Source organism: Flavobacterium fryxellicola, from assembly GCF_900143245.1.
In the GTDB taxonomy this organism is placed as follows: Bacteria; Bacteroidota; Bacteroidia; order Flavobacteriales; family Flavobacteriaceae; genus Flavobacterium; species Flavobacterium fryxellicola.
On the sequence record NZ_FRDK01000002.1, the window covers coordinates 336,372 to 356,665 of the forward strand.

At 35.5% G+C, this 20,294-nt stretch carries 16 protein-coding genes; 4 read left to right on the top strand and 12 right to left on the bottom strand.

The window, feature by feature from the left end:
• Positions 1–706 precede the first annotated feature (706 nt).
• The 4 genes from BUA03_RS05130 to BUA03_RS05145 all read right to left on the bottom strand — a co-directional run bounded on the left by BUA03_RS05130 (position 707) and on the right by BUA03_RS05145 (position 6,695).
• The gene (locus BUA03_RS05130; RefSeq protein ID WP_066078084.1) at positions 707–2,248 is read right to left on the bottom strand and encodes an acyl-CoA carboxylase subunit beta; all 1,542 of its coding nucleotides are present in this window, start codon (positions 2,246–2,248) and stop codon (positions 707–709) included.
• Positions 2,249–2,372: 124 nt separating this feature from the next.
• A complete protein-coding gene (gene accC, locus BUA03_RS05135; protein ID WP_066078082.1) occupies positions 2,373–3,812 on the bottom strand; it encodes an acetyl-CoA carboxylase biotin carboxylase subunit in 1,440 nt (479 codons plus the stop codon).
• 99 nt (positions 3,813–3,911) lie between these two features.
• Entirely contained in the window at positions 3,912–4,397 is a 486-nt protein-coding gene (locus tag BUA03_RS05140; RefSeq protein ID WP_066078079.1) for an acyl-CoA carboxylase biotin carboxyl carrier protein subunit, read from the bottom strand.
• 102 nt (positions 4,398–4,499) lie between these two features.
• Complete coding sequence (locus BUA03_RS05145) at positions 4,500–6,695, bottom strand: B12-binding domain-containing radical SAM protein (RefSeq protein ID WP_066078075.1); 2,196 nt, start codon at positions 6,693–6,695, stop codon at positions 4,500–4,502.
• A gap of 145 nt (positions 6,696–6,840) precedes the next feature.
• Here BUA03_RS05145 and BUA03_RS05150 point away from each other — a divergent pair, with 145 nt between their 5' ends.
• On the top strand, positions 6,841–10,893 hold the full coding sequence (locus BUA03_RS05150; RefSeq protein WP_066078071.1) for a DUF7948 domain-containing protein: 4,053 nt from the start codon (positions 6,841–6,843) through the stop codon (positions 10,891–10,893).
• Positions 10,894–10,947: 54 nt separating this feature from the next.
• On the opposite strand, the gene BUA03_RS05155 is transcribed toward BUA03_RS05150, so the two are convergent.
• Complete coding sequence (locus BUA03_RS05155; protein WP_066078069.1) at positions 10,948–12,231, bottom strand: MFS transporter; 1,284 nt, start codon at positions 12,229–12,231, stop codon at positions 10,948–10,950.
• A 104-nt stretch (positions 12,232–12,335) separates the two neighbouring features.
• Between BUA03_RS05155 and bshC the strand changes: the two genes are divergently transcribed.
• The gene (gene bshC, locus BUA03_RS05160) at positions 12,336–13,925 is read left to right on the top strand and encodes a bacillithiol biosynthesis cysteine-adding enzyme BshC (RefSeq protein ID WP_066078063.1); all 1,590 of its coding nucleotides are present in this window, start codon (positions 12,336–12,338) and stop codon (positions 13,923–13,925) included.
• Between the two features lie 86 nt (positions 13,926–14,011).
• Positions 14,012–14,431 (top strand): nucleoside-diphosphate kinase, encoded by a 420-nt coding sequence (locus tag BUA03_RS05165; protein ID WP_039109514.1) that lies wholly within the window; start codon positions 14,012–14,014, stop codon positions 14,429–14,431.
• A 128-nt stretch (positions 14,432–14,559) separates the two neighbouring features.
• On the opposite strand, the gene BUA03_RS05170 is transcribed toward BUA03_RS05165, so the two are convergent.
• Positions 14,560–14,856, bottom strand: coding sequence for a DciA family protein (locus BUA03_RS05170; RefSeq protein WP_066078060.1), 297 nt, complete (start codon positions 14,854–14,856; stop codon positions 14,560–14,562).
• The gene (locus tag BUA03_RS05175; protein ID WP_066078058.1) at positions 14,837–15,277 is read right to left on the bottom strand and encodes a hypothetical protein; all 441 of its coding nucleotides are present in this window, start codon (positions 15,275–15,277) and stop codon (positions 14,837–14,839) included. Before BUA03_RS05175 ends, BUA03_RS05170 begins: the two co-directional genes overlap by 20 nt.
• Before the next feature lie 248 nt (positions 15,278–15,525).
• Here BUA03_RS05175 and BUA03_RS05180 point away from each other — a divergent pair, with 248 nt between their 5' ends.
• Positions 15,526–16,602: a serine hydrolase domain-containing protein gene (locus tag BUA03_RS05180; protein WP_066078055.1), complete on the top strand. Its 1,077-nt coding sequence runs from the start codon at positions 15,526–15,528 to the stop codon at positions 16,600–16,602.
• A 187-nt stretch (positions 16,603–16,789) separates the two neighbouring features.
• On the opposite strand, the gene ftsY is transcribed toward BUA03_RS05180, so the two are convergent.
• From ftsY to BUA03_RS05205, 5 genes are all read right to left on the bottom strand, one after another.
• On the bottom strand, positions 16,790–17,770 hold the full coding sequence (ftsY, locus tag BUA03_RS05185) for a signal recognition particle-docking protein FtsY (RefSeq protein WP_066078051.1): 981 nt from the start codon (positions 17,768–17,770) through the stop codon (positions 16,790–16,792).
• A 240-nt stretch (positions 17,771–18,010) separates the two neighbouring features.
• The gene (locus BUA03_RS05190) at positions 18,011–18,163 is read right to left on the bottom strand and encodes a DUF4295 domain-containing protein (protein ID WP_072675716.1); all 153 of its coding nucleotides are present in this window, start codon (positions 18,161–18,163) and stop codon (positions 18,011–18,013) included.
• Positions 18,164–18,172: 9 nt separating this feature from the next.
• On the bottom strand, positions 18,173–18,355 hold the full coding sequence (rpmG, locus tag BUA03_RS05195; protein WP_017495179.1) for a 50S ribosomal protein L33: 183 nt from the start codon (positions 18,353–18,355) through the stop codon (positions 18,173–18,175).
• A 27-nt stretch (positions 18,356–18,382) separates the two neighbouring features.
• The gene (gene rpmB / locus BUA03_RS05200; RefSeq protein ID WP_066078045.1) at positions 18,383–18,619 is read right to left on the bottom strand and encodes a 50S ribosomal protein L28; all 237 of its coding nucleotides are present in this window, start codon (positions 18,617–18,619) and stop codon (positions 18,383–18,385) included.
• Positions 18,620–18,691: 72 nt separating this feature from the next.
• On the bottom strand, positions 18,692–19,945 hold the full coding sequence (locus BUA03_RS05205) for a CinA family nicotinamide mononucleotide deamidase-related protein (protein ID WP_066078043.1): 1,254 nt from the start codon (positions 19,943–19,945) through the stop codon (positions 18,692–18,694).
• Between the last annotated feature and the right edge of the window lie 349 nt (positions 19,946–20,294).

Sequence of the window (20,294 nt, forward strand, 5' to 3'; positions counted from 1 at the left end):
CAGATAAAAAAAGAGAAACCAAAAACATCTTACTTGATGTTTTGTAGGATATATCACTTTTTTTGCTGGCGCAAGTTATGTTTTTTTTATGATAAAAAAAAACTGCAACTATTTAAACTCATGAAGTTCATTATTATAACTGGTATTTCGTGATAGTAAACTTTGCAATAAGATTTTTAGCTTACCTGTTGCTACTTTTAAAGTAATCCTTAGGTATTTTCCAACTAATTCTACTGATTTACTTTTTTTGATAGATTCCACTTTGCTTTTATTTATTTAAGGACAAGACGATCTAGGTTAAGTTTCTAGCTTTCTCACCGCAAGTTGTGCAACTAGCATTAAAACACTCCATTAGTAAATTCAGTAGCGCGGTAATCAAATTATTTATCTGGTGTTATTTCAAATGAAATTACCATTACTTTAACCTTCTAATAGACAGATCGTGGTGCGTTCCTAAAAATTTGAAGGAGACTCACTTGCTAACATAATTCGTAATAATTAATAAAAATTTATTTGACAACATCACGAAGTATTTCAAGTTCTCTTTGTCGCAGATTGTATCTCAAAATCCTCTTGGGCACCACGATTTCTTCAATACTTGCAGTTAAGAAGTTATTTTAATCTTTTTTGTTTCGTTTACTTTAAAAGTGCAGCTATAAAAAAACCAGCTGGATTACAGCTGGTTACTCTATTTTTATCCAAAAAATTACAAAGGAATGTTTCCGTGTTTTCTATTCGGAGTGCTACTTTCTTTATTTTCAAGCATGCTAAATGCTTTTATCAATTTGCGGCGGGTATCTTGTGGTAGGATCACCTCATCCACAAAACCACGTTGTGCAGCGGTGTACGGATTTGCAAACAAAGTCGCATATTCTGCTTCTTTTTCTAATAATTTTGCTTCATGATCGTCTGCATCGCTGATTTCTTTTTTGAAAATAATTTCAGAGGCACCTTTGGCCCCCATTACGGCAATTTCAGCAGTTGGCCAAGCAAAATTCATATCGGCACCAATGTGTTTTGAATTCATCACATCATATGCGCCTCCATACGCTTTTCGGGTAATAACCGTTACTCTTGGCACGGTCGCTTCGCTTAAGGCATACAATAATTTAGCGCCATGAACTATAATACCATTCCACTCCTGATCAGTTCCAGGTAAAAAACCTGGCACATCGACCAAAACCAATAAAGGAATATTAAAACAATCACAAAAACGGGTAAATCGTGCCGCTTTTTTTGAACTGTTCACATCCAAACAGCCTGCTAAAACCATAGGTTGATTTGCAATAATCCCAATGCTTTTTCCTCCCAATCGAGCAAAACCCACCAGAATATTTTCAGCATAATTTTTATGAACTTCAAAAAACGAATCTTCGTCAATAATCCCGCCAATAACACTGTGCATGTCATACGGTTTATTAGGATTATCAGGAATTATATTTGATAATTGCTCCCGAATCTCATCTCCTAATTCATAAGGCAAATTGCGGGCTGTTTCTTTATTGCTCTGCGGCAAATAGCTCAACAATCGCTTGAGATCCTCTAAACATTCTACATCATTTGCAGAGGTGCAATGTGCCACACCTGACTTAGTTGAATGCGTACTTGCCCCTCCTAATTCCTCCGAGGTTACCGTTTCATTGGTTACGGTTTTTACCACATTGGGTCCTGTGACAAACATATAACTAGTATCTTCTACCATCATAGTAAAATCAGTCATGGCAGGGGAATAGACCGCTCCACCAGCGCAGGGGCCCATAATAGCTGAAATTTGCGGAATCACTCCTGAAGCTTGAACGTTTCTGTAAAAAATATCGGCATAACCACCTAGAGAACGTACACCTTCCTGAATACGTGCTCCACCAGAGTCGTTCAATCCTATCATTGGTGCTCCCATTTTGACAGCCATATCCATGACTTTACAAATTTTTTCGGCATGAGTTTCTGACAGTGAACCGCCAAAAACCGTGAAATCTTGAGCAAATATGTAAACCAGTCTTCCGTTTATAGTTCCGTATCCTGTGATAACACCGTCACCATAATACAATTCTTTTTCCATTCCAAAATCAGAAGTACGGTGTGTTACTAACATTCCAATTTCTTCAAAAGATCCTTCATCCATTAAGTACTCAACGCGCTCTCTGGCGGTTAATTTTTTATTGGAATGTTGTTTCTCGATTCGTTTTTTACCGCCACCTAAATGTGCTTCGGCAATTTTATCGTTAAGTATTTTTATCTTGTCTTGCATACTGCTTATTTTTAACCACTATTTTAGTAAATTCTTTTTTTGCCACAGATTCACCAGATTCAAACAGATTTTATATTCATTGCTAAAAGAATCTGCTACAATCTTTTTAATCTGTAGCTAATTTTTAATTTAGTAAGCGTACTATTTTTTGATCTTCAATATATTGTTTCAGTGCCACTAATGCTGCGATTTCTGCTTCTTTGGTCCTTTGTTCGATCAATAAATCTGCATTATAATATTTTTTCACAAAATGAGTGTCAAAATTTCCCGAACAAAAGGCTTCATGTTCAAAAACAAACTTCCCGAAAGGCAAAGTAGTTTGTACTCCCTCCACATGATATCCATCAATCGCTTTAATCATCAATTGAATCGCTTCTTCACGAGTTGCTCCGTAAGTGATTAGCTTAGCCAACATGGGATCGTAATAAATAGGAATATCCATGCCTTGTTCAAAACCATTATCGACGCGTATATTTTCTCCCACAGGCAATTCATACACATCCAAGTGACCTACGCTTGGTAAAAAGTCATTTGTAGGATCTTCAGCATAGACTCTTAATTCGACAGCGTGTCCTTTAATTTTCAAATCTTCTTGCTTCATCGGTAATGCTTCGCCCCTTGCCACTCTAATTTGCATTTCTACTAAATCAGTTCCGGTGATCCATTCCGTAACAGGATGTTCTACTTGCAAACGGGTATTCATTTCAAGGAAATAGAAATTATTATTTTCGTCCAATAAAAACTCTACGGTTCCAGCTCCTAAATAATCACATGATTTAGCCACTAAAACAGCCGCTTCTCCCATTTGCTTGCGTAATTCAGGCGAAAGAACGGACGAAGGCGCTTCTTCAATTACTTTTTGATGGCGACGCTGGATGCTGCATTCTCTTTCGAATAAATACAATATATTTCCGTGACTGTCAGCCATAACTTGAATTTCGATATGCCTTGGTGAGGCTACATATTTTTCGATAAAAACAGAACCATCCCCAAAGGCTGCAATTGCTTCACTTATCGCACGATTCATTTGAGATTCAAAATCATTTTCGCTTTCTACCACACGCATTCCTTTTCCACCACCACCGGCTGACGCTTTTATAAGAATAGGAAAACCAATTGCTTTAGCAGCTGCTTTTGCTTTTTCAATATCTGTAATTGCTTCGTCTACACCAGGAACCATAGGGATATTATAGTCTTTAACAGCCTCTTTAGCTGCTAATTTACTCCCCATAACTCGAATAGCTTTGGATTTTGGACCAATAAATATGATGTCATTTTTTTCACACTCTTCAGCAAAATCTGCATTTTCGCTCAAAAATCCATAACCCGGATGAATAGCATCTACATTTAAGGATTTGGCTACCTCAATAATTTTGTGCCCTAACAAATAGGATTGACTCGAAGGTGCTTCTCCAATCCAAACCGCTTCATCGGCAAATTTTACGTGAGGTGCATTTCGATCTACAGTTGAATAAACGGCAACTGTTTTAATGCCCATTTTTTGTGCGGTTTTCATTACCCTGATGGCAATTTCTCCTCTATTGGCAACTAATATTTTTTTCATTTTGATTATTTTAACCACAGATTCGCTATTTTGTAAATCTATTATACTCCCTAGTGTTGGGTAATTCGATTTTTAATCAGCAAATTTGCGGTATTTTTGTTATTCGAATTCAATTAAAAGTTGCCCTTTCTCTACTGCATCTCCCATTGCGATTGAAATAGATTTGATAACACCATCACGTGGGGAAAGGAAACTGTTTTCCATCTTCATGGCTCCAAGAATGATTAGATTATCGTTTTCTTTCACTTCTTGACCCACCACAACACTAATATCCAGAATTAGTCCAGGCATAGGCGCTTTAATGAAGTTTACCTGCTTGGTAAGACCCACCTCAAATCCCATTTCCTTGATGAGCAAGTCGAGGTGATTTGCTATCGTTACGGCATAAGTGTTGTTGTTTACCTTAACGGTATAGCTTTTTTGATTGAAATCAGACGTTAGGATTTCCGCTTTATAAGGGGTGTTTTCATGTAGTATATGGAGTTTATTTGATTCCATACGAACTGCATCTAATTGTGAAATATCCTTCTTTTCAATATCAAAATGAAAATTGTCATTTACATTTACTTTATAACCAATACTCATAAGTACATTTTTTATTGGATGTAAAAATAAGTAAAGAAAACGTTTGCGTACCTTTAAAACAGATGTTTTATGCTAATTAAGTATAGTTTTACTAAAATAAATTTACAAAACCAGTAATCCAAATTCTCTCAAGGTTTTGATTGGTTTTGAATACCAAAATAATTCAAAGTCTTCCAATTGAGTTTCAAAATCGGATTTAATTTCTTGAAAAGTATAAATTTTAGCATTGGAAACGGAAATTTTAAGAAGTATTTCTGTCAACCATTCCCCTTCGTTTTTATTGGTTTGGATACTAAAACTTTCTTTTTTATCATGAAAAGTCAGCGTCATTAATTCCCAAGAATTCCCTTTTTTAGATTTAGTAAAATGTTCTATAAAGGGCTTACCTCCTAACCAAACAATTTTGGCAGTTGGTTTTACATTAAAATCAGCGTCTTCTTGTAAAGCATCAAAAATGAAATCAGGCGAGATTTTAGTTTTTGGAATTTTAAACTCAAACCAATCCTGTAATTCATAGTCAAAACAGATTCCGTGCATGAAATTAAATAAAGATTTCTTAAGTCCAAAACTAAATTTATCGTGATCAATTCCTGTTGCATCTCTATAATTAATGTCATTATTAGCGAAAGTTCCAACCGCTTCGGTTTCCTTTACGACTCCAAATTTCTCTGGATACAAGCCCACTGGACTGTGCGCAGTCATCGCAAATTGATGCCAAAAACCAGATTGTAACACGCCAACTTCAAATAATTGACGTACCATTTCGAGACTGTCTACCGTTTCTTGAATGGTTTGTGTGGGATATCCGTACATTAAATACGCATGAACCATAACGCCAGCTTCGGTAAAATTCCGGGTCACTTTTGCGACTTGTTCGACCGTAACCCCTTTATCTATTAATTTTAATAACCGATCTGAAGCGACTTCGAGACCGCCAGATACAGCGATACAACCGGATGCTTTTAGAAGCAAACATAAATCTTTCGTGAAACTTTTTTCAAATCGAATGTTGGTCCACCACGTCACTGCTACTTTTCTGCGAAGGATTTCCAGAGCCAAGGCACGCATTAGGGCTGGAGGTGCTGCTTCATCAACAAAATGAAATCCGTTCTCACCCGTTTGTGCTATCATTTCCTCTATTCGATCACACAATAGATTCGCAGCAACGGGTTCGTAAATCTTAATATAATCCAAAGAAATATCGCAAAAAGTACATTTTCCCCAATAGCAACCATGCGCCATAGTTAGCTTATTCCACCGACCGTCACTCCACATGCGGTGCATTGGATTCACAATTTCAATAACCGAAATGTATTTATCCAAAAACAAATCAGAATAATCCGGCGTTCCTACTTGTGACTGCTTGTAATCTGGTCTTGCTGAATTATTTTTATAAACTACTTTTCCATCTTCAACAAGAAATGTTCTTTTCCAAGCGTTATAACTTGGATTTTCGCTATTCTCTATTATTTCTTTCAAAGGCACTTCGCCATCATCCAAAGTGATGAAGTCTAAAAACTCAAAAACACGAGGATCGGATAGGGAACGCAATTCGGTATTTGGAAAACCACCACCCATGGAAATTTTAATATTCGGATAATTTTTCTTCACCCATTGCGCAGAACGAAACGCAGCATATAAGTTTCCTGGAAACGGAACTGAAATCAACAACATGGTGGGTTGAATATTCTCTATTTTTTGTTTTAAAATCGAAAGTAAAACCGCATCAATATACGTTAATTCTTGCTGTAAAGCTTCATACAATTCATCAAAAGAATTGGCGCTTCGACCCAAACGTTCCGCATAGCGGCTGAATCCAAAATTAGCATCGACACATTCTACAATAAAATCCGAAATATCTTCAAGGTACAAAGTCGCTAAATGTTTGGCTTTATCCTGTGTTCCCATAGTTCCAAAAGCCCAATCCAGTTCTTCTAGTTGTGCGAATCTCGAAGCTTCAGGCAAGAAATCTTCTTGACAGATTTGCAATGCTAAGGTTGGATTTTTACCTTGCAAAAAAGCAATTACGGAATCAATGGTTTTGATATATTCCTCTTGTAACGCAATTATTCTTTTGGAATTCTCAGAAAGTTCACTTTTATAGTTTACACTTTGAACTTTAAACAAATCGATAAGGCCTTCTTTCGAAAACAATTTCAAAATCACCTCAATCCCCAAATCTGCTTGAACTGATTCGACATTTAACGTATTTAAAAAGCCCTTGATATAGGCAGTGGCTGGATACGGCGTATTCAGTTGCGTAAAAGGAGGCGTGATGAGGAAGAGTTTGGTTTTCAAAAGACATTATTTTGTGCAAAAATAAGGGATATTTAAATAGTTTTTGTCAAAAGAAGCTAGAGACTGCCGTTATCTTTTTAAATAAAAAATAGTAATTTTGTTTTGTAGATATTTAAATACAGCTACAGTCCTTATAATAACTCGAATGAAACAAATATTACTTTCCCTTTTATTATTAATTATTACACCTTCCTTTGCGCAACAAAAAAAGAAATCAATAGGTTTCATTGAAAACAAAGGACAGATTACAGACCAAAACGGAAAACCTAATCCAGCTGTTCAGTTTTTATTAAATACTGCTGGATTAAATGTTCAGATAAAAAAGAATGGATTCTCCTATGACATTTATGAAGTCAAAAAAAAGCCTGCAAAACACCGTATCGAGGGTAGCAATACTTTTTCATCACTAGCAAAAAAAGATAAAAAAGCAACTAATTATACTTTAGAATACGTTTTTCATAGAATTGACATTGACTTTGTCAACTCTAACTCCAACGTAAAATTAATCTCCAATGAAAAATCTGCAGACTATGATACCTATTATAATATCCCAAACAAACCAGAAGGAATAATAGGAGTTCATACATTTAAACAAATCACTTACCAAAATATTTATCCTAATATTGATGTCGTTTTTACAATTCCAGCGGACACTTTAAAACCAGTTGAATATAATTTTGTAATACATCCAAAAGGAAAAATTTCGGATATTCAACTCAAATTTAATGGCGCTAAAACGGAGTTAGTGGATCACAAAATCAAAATGAATGTACGTTTTGGAAAAATGGAAGAAACACTTCCGGCTAGTTGGACTGAAGATGGGATAGCAAAAAAAGAAATAGCTGTTGGTTACAAAAAAATTAAAAAGAATGTTTACGGTTTTGAAACAGAGAATCAAATTACAAATAAAACAGTAATTATTGATCCTGTTCCGGTGCGATTGTGGGGTACTTATTATGCCGGAAACAATAGTGAATACTCAACTGACATATGTAATGACAAAAACAATAATGTTTATTTTTCAGGCTATACAGAAAGTACAACAAATATAGCTACATCAGGATCCTCTCCAGTACCATATTTTTACATTAATGGATTTATAGCAAAATTCGATTCAAATGGAACAAGAATTTGGGGTGTTTATTATTCCACTACTCCAACAACTATTAAAGTAGATTCTAATGAAAATCTGTACTTCACTGGAAAAACTTGGGGGGAAACAAATGTATCAACTCCAGGATCACATCAGCCACTACATGCTGAGTATGACGATGCCTATTTAGTTAAATTAAATTCTTTTGGAATAAGAGAATGGGGAACTTATTATGGAGGCTTTTCATCCGATAAAGGAAATGATATTAGTTTTGACAATGACAACAACGTTTATTTGGTTGGTGTTACAGGCAGTTATGGAAATATTGGAACAAATAATACTCATCAACCTACCCATGCAGTAGGCTATCTTGATGATGATGGTTTCATTGCCAAATTTACTACTCAGGGAGTTAGAGTTTGGGGAACTTACTTTGGTGGAACTAATGGGGATCAAATTCTTTCATCAAATATTTCTGATGATGGTTTTTTATATGTAACTGGTAATACCCGCAGTACTACAGGCATATCAACTTCAAATTCATATCAACCAAATATGATTGGCTATGCCTCTGGTATGATTTCTAAATTTACTTTAGATGGACAAAGAGTTTGGGGCACTTATTTTAGTGGGAATACTAGTGGTACCATTACAAAATCAAAAATAAATAACAATTTCCTATACCTGACAGGCATAACAAATAGTCGTGACAATTTGAATAGTAATGGAACTTTTAATGAAAATTTTATAGACTTACCACTGAATTTTGGTTTCAGCAGTTATATTTCTAAATTTGATATTACTACCCAAAGTCTAGTTTGGGGCACCTATTTTGGAGAATTCGTACAGGATTTAAAAGTTAATTCAAACAATAAAGTTTTCGTTACAGGATGTACAAATCAGGATACAGGTATAGCAACTGCCGGATCATATTCTTCAAGCAGACAGAGACAAGATGCCTATCTAATAAAGTTAAACGAAATCGGACAAAGAGAATGGGGTACTTATTATGGAGGAAATGGTAACGAAGGAATCAATGGAGCAGCGGATGTTAACAATAAAATGTCGTTGGATCAATTGGATAACATCTATTTAGTAGGTAATACAACCAGTACTACAGGAATTTCAACTCCGGGAGCACATCAAGAAAATTACATACTAAATTCAGTAGGTGGGCTAAATAATATATATTTAGCCAAATTTCAAGATTGCCTTTCTTCTCCAGAAATCTCTTCCAATTCCCCAATCTGTATTGGGAATACCATAGAATTAAAAGCATCTGGCGGAACAAATTATGCTTGGACGGGGCCAAATAGCTTTGCTTCTTCTATACAAAATCCAACTATTCTTAACGCAACAACTTTAGACAGCGGGGAATACCGTTGTTTAATTACAGGAACAGGCGGATGCGATGATACCAAAACAGTTGCTGTACTTGTTGGAGACATTCAAGCACCTTTACCCGATCTTGCAACTCTTCCAACAATTAGTGGAGATTGTAATACTCAAATCACAAAAATCCCAACAGCTACAGATGCATGTGCAGGAACGATTTTGGCGACAACGGCAAATTCTTTGACGTATAATTTACCTGGAACATATACCATTGTTTGGAAATTCGATGATGGAAATGGAAACTCCGTAAATCAAAACCAAACGGTTACTATTACCAATCAATCTTTACCAACATCGAATTCTCCCCAAACCTTCTGTATTGAACAAAACGCAACCACAAACGATATAGTCATCTCAGGACAAAACATAAAATGGTATGATACTCAAACAAATGGAAACTCAGTACCAAACGCAACAATTCTTCAAAATGGCACAACTTATTACGCTTCGCAAACCATCAACGGTTGTGAGAGTGAAAGAATTCCAGTTGTTATAAACATCCAAAATACTCTTGCACCAACTGGAACCGCCAACCAAACTTTTTGTAGCAGTCAAAACCCTACTTTAGCAACTATTAGCGCAACAGGAACCGCTATTAAGTGGTATGACGCAGCAATAAACGGAATTCTTTTACCAACAACAACTTTACTTCAAAACGGAATCACGTATTATGCTTCGCAAACAGAAAATAGCTGCGAAAGCACTACTCGCTTGGCTGTACAAAGTACTCTCATCACTACGTTACCTGCTACTAATTATGAGGAATCTCTTTGTGATGATTCCAATGACGGTAAAGAAACCGTGAATTTACCTGCATATAATTCAAATTTAATTGGAACGACTTCCGGTTACACTTTTTCCTATTACTCTACTTTTTCTGGAGCCGAAACTGAAGCAGCAGCAAATAAAATTATGAATACCAATAGCTATCCGCTCAACTTAGGAACAAATGAGATCTACGTCCGCATCAATTCAAATACACCTTGTTATGCCATTGCGGTTTTAAAATTAATAGTAGTTTCTAAACCAATTATCACAATTGCAGATACCGTTCCTATTTGTGAAAATAGTGCAATCACTATTCATGCTAACCCTGGTTACGATTCCTATTTATGGTCTACTGGAGAAACGACTCCTTCAATCATAGTCATCAATCCCGGAAATTATTCGGTTACTGTGACCCAAAACTATGGTACAATTAACTGCTCCAATACTAAAAACTTTGCAGTAAAAAAATCGGCTATTGCTGTTATAACTTCAATAGAAACTAAGGATTGGACAGATAACAGCAACATGATCACTGTTTACACGACTGGTTCTGGGGATTTTGAATATTCAATTGATGGAATACAGTATCAAAATAGCAATGAATTCAGTACTCTTCTTAACGGCAATTATACAGTATTTGTCCGAGATAAAAATGGCTGTGGAATCGCCACTGATGAAGTTTTTTTATTAATGTATCCTAAATTTTTTACTCCAAACGGAGATAGTTATAATGACACGTGGAGTATTCGTTTTTCTGAAAATGAACCCGAATTAACCGCTAAAATCTTTGATCGCTATGGAAAATTAATCAAAACTCTAAATCAAAACCAAACATGGAACGGAACTTATAACAATCAGCAACTTCCCTCAGATGACTATTGGTTTATAGTTACTAGAGCAGATGGAAAAGAGTACAAAGGTCATTTTAGCTTAAAGCGATAAAAGCAAAAAGGGTCGGCTACATTATTTTAGCCCATCTTTTTCGAAGATTTTTTGTTAAAAAGCATGCTCCTGCTTACTAATTACTAGTAACGCAAACAACGAAATACAAGCCGCTAACGTCAAATAGAAACCAACATAAGCTAAACTATAAGTGGATGCTAACCAAATAGCAATCATAGGCGCAAATGCCGCTCCCAAAATACCTGCTAAATTAAAAGTCAAAGAAGCACCAGAATAACGAATAGTAGTAGGAAATAATTCTGATAAGAAAGTACCCAGTGGTCCATAAGTAAACCCCATTAAAGCCATTCCTACACATAAAAAGAAAGTGACCATCACAACACTACCTGAATTAAGAAAATAAGAGAATGTAAAACCAAACAATGCAATTGCTACTGTGGCAATGATCAACATTTTACGACGCCCAATTTTATCGGCAACAACTGCCGAAATGGGAATGAATGCTGCAAAAAACAGTACTGAGAACAACTGAATCAATAAGAAATCCCTTTTTGCAAAACCCAAATCCGATGTCGCCCAACTTAAAGTAAAAACGGTCATCAAGTAAAAAACTAAAAAAGTAGTAATGGCAGCAAAGGTGCCAAAAATAAGTTGGTTTTTATACGATTTAATCAATGTTAAGAAAGGAATTTTCACCTTTTCCTGTTCTTTTTTTGAATTTTCAAAGGAAGGAGTTTCAGTGATCTTAGTTCGGATATAAAAACCAACTACAACCAAAAGCGAACTAGCTAGAAAAGGAATTCGCCAACCGTAATTCATAAAATCTTCATTGCTCAAAGTATCTGTCAAGAGTAAAAATGTCCCACCAGATAACAACAATCCTATTGGAGCGCCAAGTTGTGGAAACATACCGTACCAAGCCCTTTTATTAGGTGGCGCATTTTCAATAGCTAATAAAACCGCTCCACCCCACTCGCCTCCTAAACCAACACCTTGCCCAAATCGACACAACATCAATAACAAAGGAGCAGCAACTCCAATACTGGCATAACTTGGCAAAAAACCAATGGCAACGGTCGAAATTCCCATCGTCAACAAGGCAGCTACTAAAGTGAATTTACGACCAATTTTATCGCCATAATGTCCAAAAAATGCAGAACCTAGCGGACGGGACAGAAAAGCAATTGAAAAAGTGGCTAATGATTGTAAAGTCGCCAAAGTAGTATCTGAAGATGGAAAAAATAACTGTGGAAAAACCAGTACAGCAGCATTAGCATAAATATAAAAATCAAAAAACTCTATCGTAGTACCAATTAAACTGCCAAAAAGAACATGTTTTAATGAGTTTTTGGTGTCAGGCCTTGAATTATCTTTCATAAGATTGTTAAAAATATTTCAATAAAAATGCTACTATTTTTCGAAAGTAACAAATAAATAATTCCAATAATTATTGGTAATTTAGCAACATATAAAACTTTATTATGCCAACCGACTGTATCAGCTATCAGAATTCCGGATATTTTTCAGCTTTGATGAATGATTATTTAGACCAGAAGACCAAATTAACACCTTTATATAACAGATTTCCAACGCTTGATAACTTCGAAGCACAAATTATCGAAAAGCAAACCAACTTTGACAACGCTACCCGAAAAACATTGGTTTCAGTTTTACAAAAACAATATTTAAAGCTTGAAACTTCGGTAAAAACACAACAAAATATTGAGAATTTATCGCATTCAAATGCATTCACCGTTACCACTGGCCATCAATTAAATTTATTTAGTGGACCCCTTTATTTTTTATACAAAATCATTTCGACTATTAATTTAACAACCGAATTAAAAACGAAATATCCCAACAATAATTTTGTTCCCATCTATTGGATGGCAACGGAGGATCATGATTTTGAAGAAATAAATTATTTCAATTTTAAAGGCAAAAAATTTCGTTGGAATAAAGATAGCACAGGTCCCGTTGGACGATTATCTACAAGTGGCTTAGCTGATTTCCTAGAGGTATACAAGCTGGAATTAGGTAGTAGCACGAATGCGGAAACGTTAAAAAAATTATTTAAAGATTCCTATCTTGATCATGACAACCTAGCTGATGCGACTCGATTTTTAGCAAATGCACTTTTTGGCGACCATGGATTGGTTGTTTTAGATGCAGATGATGCGGCTTTAAAACGCCACTTTATTCCTTATGCAAAAGAGGAATTACTACATCAATCTTCCCATAAATTAGTGTTAGAAACTGCCGAAAAATTAAAAGACTATACTGTTCAAGTAAATCCACGAGACATTAATTTGTTTTATATCGAAGATACCCTGCGCGAACGCATTATTATTGAAAATGAAAAATATAAAATAAACCACACTAAAATGGAATTTTCTGAATTGGAAATCGTATCCCTTTTAGAAAATTATCCAGAGAAATTTAGTCCCAATGTGATTATGCGTCCGTTGTATCAGGAAGTCATCCTTCCAAATTTATGTTACATTGGTGGAGGTGGCGAAATTGCCTATTGGCTGGAATTAAAATCCTTTTTTGCAGTTGCAAAAATAACTTTCCCAATCCTTTTACTCCGTAATTCAGTGGTATTAGCAACCGAAAAACAAGCCAAAAAAGCAGACAAACTGGATTTAGATTGGACTGATTTATTTTCAAAACAAGTACATTTAGTAAATAATAGAACTTCCAAATTGTCTGAATTCCCTATTGATTTGGCTACTTTAAAAGAGCAACTGCGGCAGCAATTCGAATCATTGTATGCCATAGCCAATCAAACGGATAATTCCTTCATGGGAGCGGTAAAAGCACAAGAAACTAAGCAAATGAAAGGCCTCGCAAATCTTGAAAAGCGCTTATTAAAGGCGCAAAAAAGAAAATTAAGTGCCGTTTTAGAACGCATCACCGACTTGCAAAACGAACTGTTTCCCAACCAAAGTCTACAAGAACGGCAAACTAATTTTTCCGAATTTTATTTAGAATACGGCGAAAATCTGATTCCAAGATTAATTGAACAACTCAAACCATTAGACAATACATTTGAGAGTATTGTATTTTAACTAGATTATGGCTATTTGAATATCAAATTTGTAATAATAATCAATAAAAAAATACTATTTTTGCACAAAATTTAAAAAAATAAAAAATGGCTACTAATAGAACATTTACAATGATTAAGCCGGATGCTGTTGCTAACGGACACATCGGAAACATACTTGCAATGATTACAACTGCAGGTTTCAAAATCGTTTCTTTGAAATTAACACAATTAACAGTTGCTGACGCTCAAGCTTTTTACGAAGTACACGCTGCAAGACCTTTCTATGGTGAATTAGTTGAATTCATGTCAAGAGGACCAATTGTTGCTGCTATTTTAGAAAAAGACAATGCAGTTGAAGATTTTAGAACTTTAATTGGTGCTACAAACCCAGCGGAAGCTGCTGAAGGAACGATCCGTAAAGCTTACGCAACTTCTATTGGAGAAAATGCTGTTCACGGTTCTGATAGCGATGAAAATGCAGCTATTGAAGGTGCTTTCCATTTTGCTGGAAGAGAGCAATTCTAATTTAAGATTTCAGATTGCTGAACTGAGATTTCAGATTCAATAAAAAATTCCCGTTTCCAAAAGGAACGGGAATTTTTATATATAGCAAAATCGGAAATCAAAAACCGTTCATCAAAAAACTATAATCTTCACCTCAAAACTACATCCTTCACGACATCTCGTCGCAGTTCCTCATTAATCATCGCCACAATTTTAGACTTTCCGTGACTTAATTCTTCGCGTAGAACAGACGAAGTTAGCTCAACATACAAAGTACTTCCTTTCAAAACTACATTGTTAGTATAACTATTTACACCATTCCCCATCAAATTTTTCCAAGCGTCTTTCACATCAATTTGATCCATGCCGGGTTGCAACTTATTCACTTGGATGATTTGTTTTAAAACATCCCCTATACTACTTTGATTATTTAGTCGTTTCGCCATCGCCTAGTAAATTTATTGCTGTCGTTTTCTTGTAGTGATATTCCATTTTTTCTTTGTTCAACAAAATCAATTCTTCCGCTGATATTGAAATTAATTCCTCACTCCACTTCATGTAAGGCGTTGCATAATCCAAAAATACTTTTTCATCAGTAAATCGAACCGTCACCTTCTCATAGGCATCATTCACCAAAAAAGTTCCATCTAATTGCGGCATCACCTTCTTGCGGATTCCCGTATTATTCTCCATTTTAAAATAATCATACACCTCATTCATTCCATACTCTTTGTCCTTCCCAGAATCAAAAATCACCTTCTCCACTTCCCAATAGCCATTTATTTTTGCGATATCTTCCGGCTCTATCTTTTGCTGACAAGCCACAAAAAGAACGGATATAAAAAGTAAGCTACAAATATTTTTCATAATTATTATTATTTTTAGGAGCCATTTCCTGCTGTCCGCTCTATCTTTTTCTTACCATCCTTCCTTCGTCAGAAAGGCAAGAAAAAGGATGCCGCTTCCATCAGGGCTAGGAAACTCCTTTTCATTGCTTTTATCTTACTTACAAAGTTACTGTTATTAAATTCAAAGAAAACATAATTTTCAGAAACACGTTAAACTATTTTCTATATTTTTGGTCTTAAAGGAATTAGAAACAAATAACGAGAAAGATGTCTAAAATAATATTCAGTTTCCTAATCGTATTATTTTACAGTAGCTGTAGTTCTGACGCTGTTGAACCAAATTCCGCTCCTACCGCTACGGAAACACTTTATTTCCCTCCCCTTACCAGTACAACTTGGGAAACCACATCAATTGCCAGTTTAGGATGGAAACAATCCGCTGTGCAGCCGCTATTAGATTTTCTAGAAGTCAAGAATTCCAAATCTTTTATCATTCTTGTCAATGGAAGAATCGTAATGGAAAATTACATCAACGGTCATGATGCCAATGCTTCGTGGTATTGGGCAAGCGCAGGGAAAACGCTAACAGCTACAGTAACAGGAATCGCACAACAAGAAAACCTAATCAACATCAATACTAAAGTTTCCCAATACTTAGGTACAGGTTGGACCAGCTTGCCTTTAGACAAAGAAAACCTGATTACAAACAAACACCTGCTCAGCATGACTTCTGGCTTAGATGACAGCACAGATGATGTTGACCCAGCAAACCTTACATACAAAGCGGATGCAGGAACGCGATGGGCGTATCATAACGTCTATGTAAAATTACAAGGTGTAGTGGCTCAAGCCAGCGGACAAACTTGGACTACGTACTTTAATACCAAACTAAAAGATAAAATAGGAATGGATGGCACCTGGTTTCAACTAGGCAATAATTCGGTTTACAGCAGTACTTCGCGTTCCATGGCGCGTTTTGGACTACTGATGTACGCTAAAGGAAAATGGGAAAACAACACGATATTAAATGAAAATTTCTTTAATGAAGCTACCAATACCTCTCAGACTTTAAATCTGGGATATGGTTATTTATGGTGGCTGAATGGCAAATCAAGTTATCATTTACCACAAAGCCAATTGCAATTCAACGGAAGCATAATACCAAACGCTCCAGCTGATATGTATCTGGCATTAGGGAAAAATGATCAAAAAATCTACATCATTCCCAGCAAAAAAATGGTCGTTATACGAATGGGTGAAGTAGCCAACCCTGACAATCCTACTTTTGCCTTATCTGATTTTGATACCGTTTTATGGCAAAAAATTAGTGCATTATATCAGTAAACTATTTTGCTTTCATTCGTTTCATAAAACCTAAAACAAATAAAACCAGACCAATTACTATTAACAAGTAGTAGAGACCAATGCTTGTATCTCGGATAAGATTTGCCAAAACAAAAGAAAGGATACTCCCTAAGTACAGATACATTGGGGATAATTTTTTGAAAGAAGAGAAATCCATTACTGTGATTTATTTAAAAAAAGAATCCACAAATTCATACTTATTGAACACTTGAAGATCTTCAATTCCTTCCCCTACACCAATATATTTCACTGGAATTTTAAACTGATCTGAAATACCTATTACGACACCCCCTTTTGCAGTTCCGTCTAATTTAGTAACAGCTAAACATGTAACCTCAGTGGCGGCCGTAAATTGCTTGGCTTGTTCAAAAGCATTTTGGCCCGTTGAGCCGTCCAAAACCAGTAGTACATCATGCGGCGCATCACCTACGACCTTTTGCATTACTCTTTTTACTTTGGTTAATTCGTTCATCAAATTAATTTTGTTGTGCAAACGCCCAGCAGTATCAATTATGACAATATCAGCATTTTGAGCAACAGCAGATTGCAATGTATCAAATGCTACTGAAGCGGGATCACTTCCCATATCTTGACGCACAATAGGAACACCTACTCGATCTGCCCAAATTTGTAATTGATCAATCGCCGCGGCACGAAAAGTATCGGCGGCACCAAGAACTACATTGTAACCTGCTTTTTTAAACTGATACGCTAACTTTCCGATTGTAGTTGTTTTACCAACACCATTTACCCCCACAACCATTAGGACATAAGGTTTAGTTTGTGTTGGAATAACAAAATCAGTAGCTTCGCCTGTATTCGTTTCTGATAACAAAGCGGCAATTTCGTCTCGAAGTATTTGATTGAGCTCTTCAACACCAAGATATTTATCTGCGGCAACTCGATTTTCTATTCTGGTAATAATTTTCAGTGTCGTATTCACACCAACATCTGATGCAACAAGGATTTCCTCTAGATTATCTAAAACTTCTTCATCTACTTTTGACTTTCCAGCAACTGCTTTGGTTAACTTCGAAAAGAAATTTGTTTTTGATTTCTCAAGACCTTTATCTAAGGTTTGCTTTGCCTCTTCGCTGAAGCTCGGGTCTTTTTTTTCTGATGAAAATATTCTTTTAAAAAAACTCATTGTATAAAAAGTATTAAGAATGAAGTATTTAAGTCCTAGGAACTAATACCAATTATATTTATTACTATTTTCGAAATCTGTACGGCCTACTACTGAAAGAACAAGCCTGTAAACTCCGAGATGTATTCGGAAGACTGCATGGAATACAATCCGAATAACCCATTTTCTAATGGTAAATATAGAAAATAAAAAAGCTACTTCCGAATGAAAGTAGCTTTTCTATATAATGTTAATTGAATATTATTTCTTTTTCAAGAATTCATCAACTGATTCTGGTGTCATTATAGATTCTACGAATGTATATGCACCTGTTTTAGGAGATTTCACCATTTTGATGGCTTTTGATAATCTCTTAGAAGCTGTCTGTAAGGTTGCTACTGTTTTCTTTGCCATGACTAATAATTATTTAATTTCTTTATGAACAGTTACACGTTTCAAGATTGGATTAAATTTTTTAATCTCTAATCTGTCTGGAGTATTTTTTTTGTTCTTTGTTGTTATGTATCTTGAAGTCCCTGCAACACCTGATGTTTTGTGTTCAGTACATTCTAAAATTACCTGGATTCTATTACCTTTCTTTGCCATCTTGCTATTTTTTTATTTTGGAAGGGATTATTTAATAAATCCTTCTGCCTGCGCTTTTTTCAAAACTGCAGCGATTCCATTTTTATTAATTGTTTTTACCGTAGATGCTGCTACTCTAAGAGTAATCCATCTATCTTCTTCTGGAAGATAAAAACGCTTTTTAACTAAGTTTACAGAAAATTTTCTCTTAGTTTTGTTCATAGCGTGAGAAACGTTATTTCCTACCATCGCTCTTTTACCTGTAAGGTCACAAACTCTTGACATTATACTTATCTTTTATCGTTATTCAAAATCAGGGTGCAAAGAAAAGAAAAATAAACCTATTAACCAACATTATTAACGCACATTTTTTAAAATTTCTTTCTGCAACAGTTCTAAACTTTTAATTACCGCTCTATCTATCACTTTTTCACGGGGTTGACCAAAATTAAATTCTTCAACAATTATTTCGCTTGGCGTAGCCAATGCAATAAAAACCGTCCCAATTTCGGCATTAGAGTCCCCTTTTGATGGTCCTGCATTACCCGTTGTCGCAATTGCATAATCTGTTTTCATCATCTTTTTAATACTCAAAGCCATCGCCGAAACCACTTCACTACTCACCACAGAATGCTCCTTTAAGAGGCTTTGCGGTATACCTAAAACATCAATTTTGACCTCCGTTCCGTAGGAAACTACACTCCCTTTAAAATAACTGGAAGCGCCAGCAATAGAGGTCAAAACCTGTGCGATTTTCCCTCCAGTACAACTTTCAGCTGTTGCTAGTGTTTTATTTTGTTTTGCCAGCATTTTACCCACTACAACCTCCAGCGTCTCATCATCGTCAAAACCCACGATAATATCATTGATTAAAAGATCCAGCGACTTTACATTTTCTGCTAGAGCCGCTTCTAATGTTTCCTTGTTAGTTCCCCGTGCCGAAAGCCGCAAACGAACTCTTCCAGGTGACGGCAAATAGGCCAATTTAATATAGTCTGGAAGATTATTTTCCCAATCTTCTATTCGTTCCGCTACTAGACTTTCGCCTTGACCGTATGTCAGAATAGTTTTATGAATAATATACGGACGCTCGTATTCCCGAATTACTTTTGGTATAATTTCGTGCTCTACTATATATTTCATTTCATAAGGAACTCCGGGAAGCGAAATAAAAACAGTATTCTCTTTTTTCATCCACATTCCAGGAGCTGTCCCCAATTGATTGTGCAAGACCGTACATTTTGAAGGAACCAGTGCTTGATCTCTATTTATTTGGGATGCCGCTCTATTCATAACCCGCTCAATAAGCTCGACTACGTGTTTCTCTACTGCTTTATCAACAATTAGTTCATCATCAAAATAATCACAAAATGTCTTCTTTGTAATATCGTCTTTGGTAGGACCTAAACCACCCGTGATAATCACTAAATCTACTTTATTTTGTAGCGCAGCAAACGTATCTAAAATATGCGTTTTATCATCACTTATCGAAATCATTTCATTGATCTCGACGCCAATTTTATCTAACGATTTGGCTATAAAACCAGAATTAGTATCAACAATTTGACCTATTAAAATTTCGTCACCAATAGTAACTATAGTTGCTTTCATTTATTTTTAAATTCTGAGGTTTTAGTTTTAGAAATTTAAGATTTTATCATCTATAAAAAATACAATAATCAACAGCACTAAAATAATTAGCACTACGTTGAAATACAAACATTTAACTTTTTTTCCAGACGAAAATCGCTAATTCCCAGCGATTCAATACTCCCAACACTATCATTTTCTTTTAAAAGTATTGCCATCCATCTTTGGTCTTTTTTTAACAGAAAATACCTACTACTTTACAAACCAAAAACTGAATCACAATCACAATCAATTTTTCTATTTAATAATTCGCTTTCTAAAAAGATCGCAACCTTAAATAAAATAGAGAGCTTGAAGTGATCTTGAAACT

What these genes read in the sequence shown, in the direction of transcription:
- BUA03_RS05170 (WP_066078060.1), bottom strand. Translation starts at nt 14,856, where the DNA reads ATGGCGAAACGACTAAATAATCAAAGTAGTATAGGGGATGTTTTAAAA.
- BUA03_RS05165 (WP_039109514.1), top strand. Translation starts at nt 14,012, where the DNA reads ATGGCTACTAATAGAACATTTACAATGATTAAGCCGGATGCTGTTGCT.
- BUA03_RS05175 (WP_066078058.1), bottom strand. Translation starts at nt 15,277, where the DNA reads ATGAAAAATATTTGTAGCTTACTTTTTATATCCGTTCTTTTTGTGGCT.
- BUA03_RS05140 (WP_066078079.1), bottom strand. Translation starts at nt 4,397, where the DNA reads ATGAGTATTGGTTATAAAGTAAATGTAAATGACAATTTTCATTTTGAT.
- rpmG (WP_017495179.1), bottom strand. Translation starts at nt 18,355, where the DNA reads ATGGCAAAGAAAGGTAATAGAATCCAGGTAATTTTAGAATGTACTGAA.
- BUA03_RS05150 (WP_066078071.1), top strand. Translation starts at nt 6,841, where the DNA reads ATGAAACAAATATTACTTTCCCTTTTATTATTAATTATTACACCTTCC.
- ftsY (WP_066078051.1), bottom strand. Translation starts at nt 17,770, where the DNA reads ATGAGTTTTTTTAAAAGAATATTTTCATCAGAAAAAAAAGACCCGAGC.
- rpmB (WP_066078045.1), bottom strand. Translation starts at nt 18,619, where the DNA reads ATGTCAAGAGTTTGTGACCTTACAGGTAAAAGAGCGATGGTAGGAAAT.
- BUA03_RS05130 (WP_066078084.1), bottom strand. Translation starts at nt 2,248, where the DNA reads ATGCAAGACAAGATAAAAATACTTAACGATAAAATTGCCGAAGCACAT.
- bshC (WP_066078063.1), top strand. Translation starts at nt 12,336, where the DNA reads ATGCCAACCGACTGTATCAGCTATCAGAATTCCGGATATTTTTCAGCT.
- BUA03_RS05180 (WP_066078055.1), top strand. Translation starts at nt 15,526, where the DNA reads ATGTCTAAAATAATATTCAGTTTCCTAATCGTATTATTTTACAGTAGC.
- BUA03_RS05205 (WP_066078043.1), bottom strand. Translation starts at nt 19,945, where the DNA reads ATGAAAGCAACTATAGTTACTATTGGTGACGAAATTTTAATAGGTCAA.
- accC (WP_066078082.1), bottom strand. Translation starts at nt 3,812, where the DNA reads ATGAAAAAAATATTAGTTGCCAATAGAGGAGAAATTGCCATCAGGGTA.
- BUA03_RS05155 (WP_066078069.1), bottom strand. Translation starts at nt 12,231, where the DNA reads ATGAAAGATAATTCAAGGCCTGACACCAAAAACTCATTAAAACATGTT.
- BUA03_RS05190 (WP_072675716.1), bottom strand. Translation starts at nt 18,163, where the DNA reads ATGGCAAAGAAAACAGTAGCAACCTTACAGACAGCTTCTAAGAGATTA.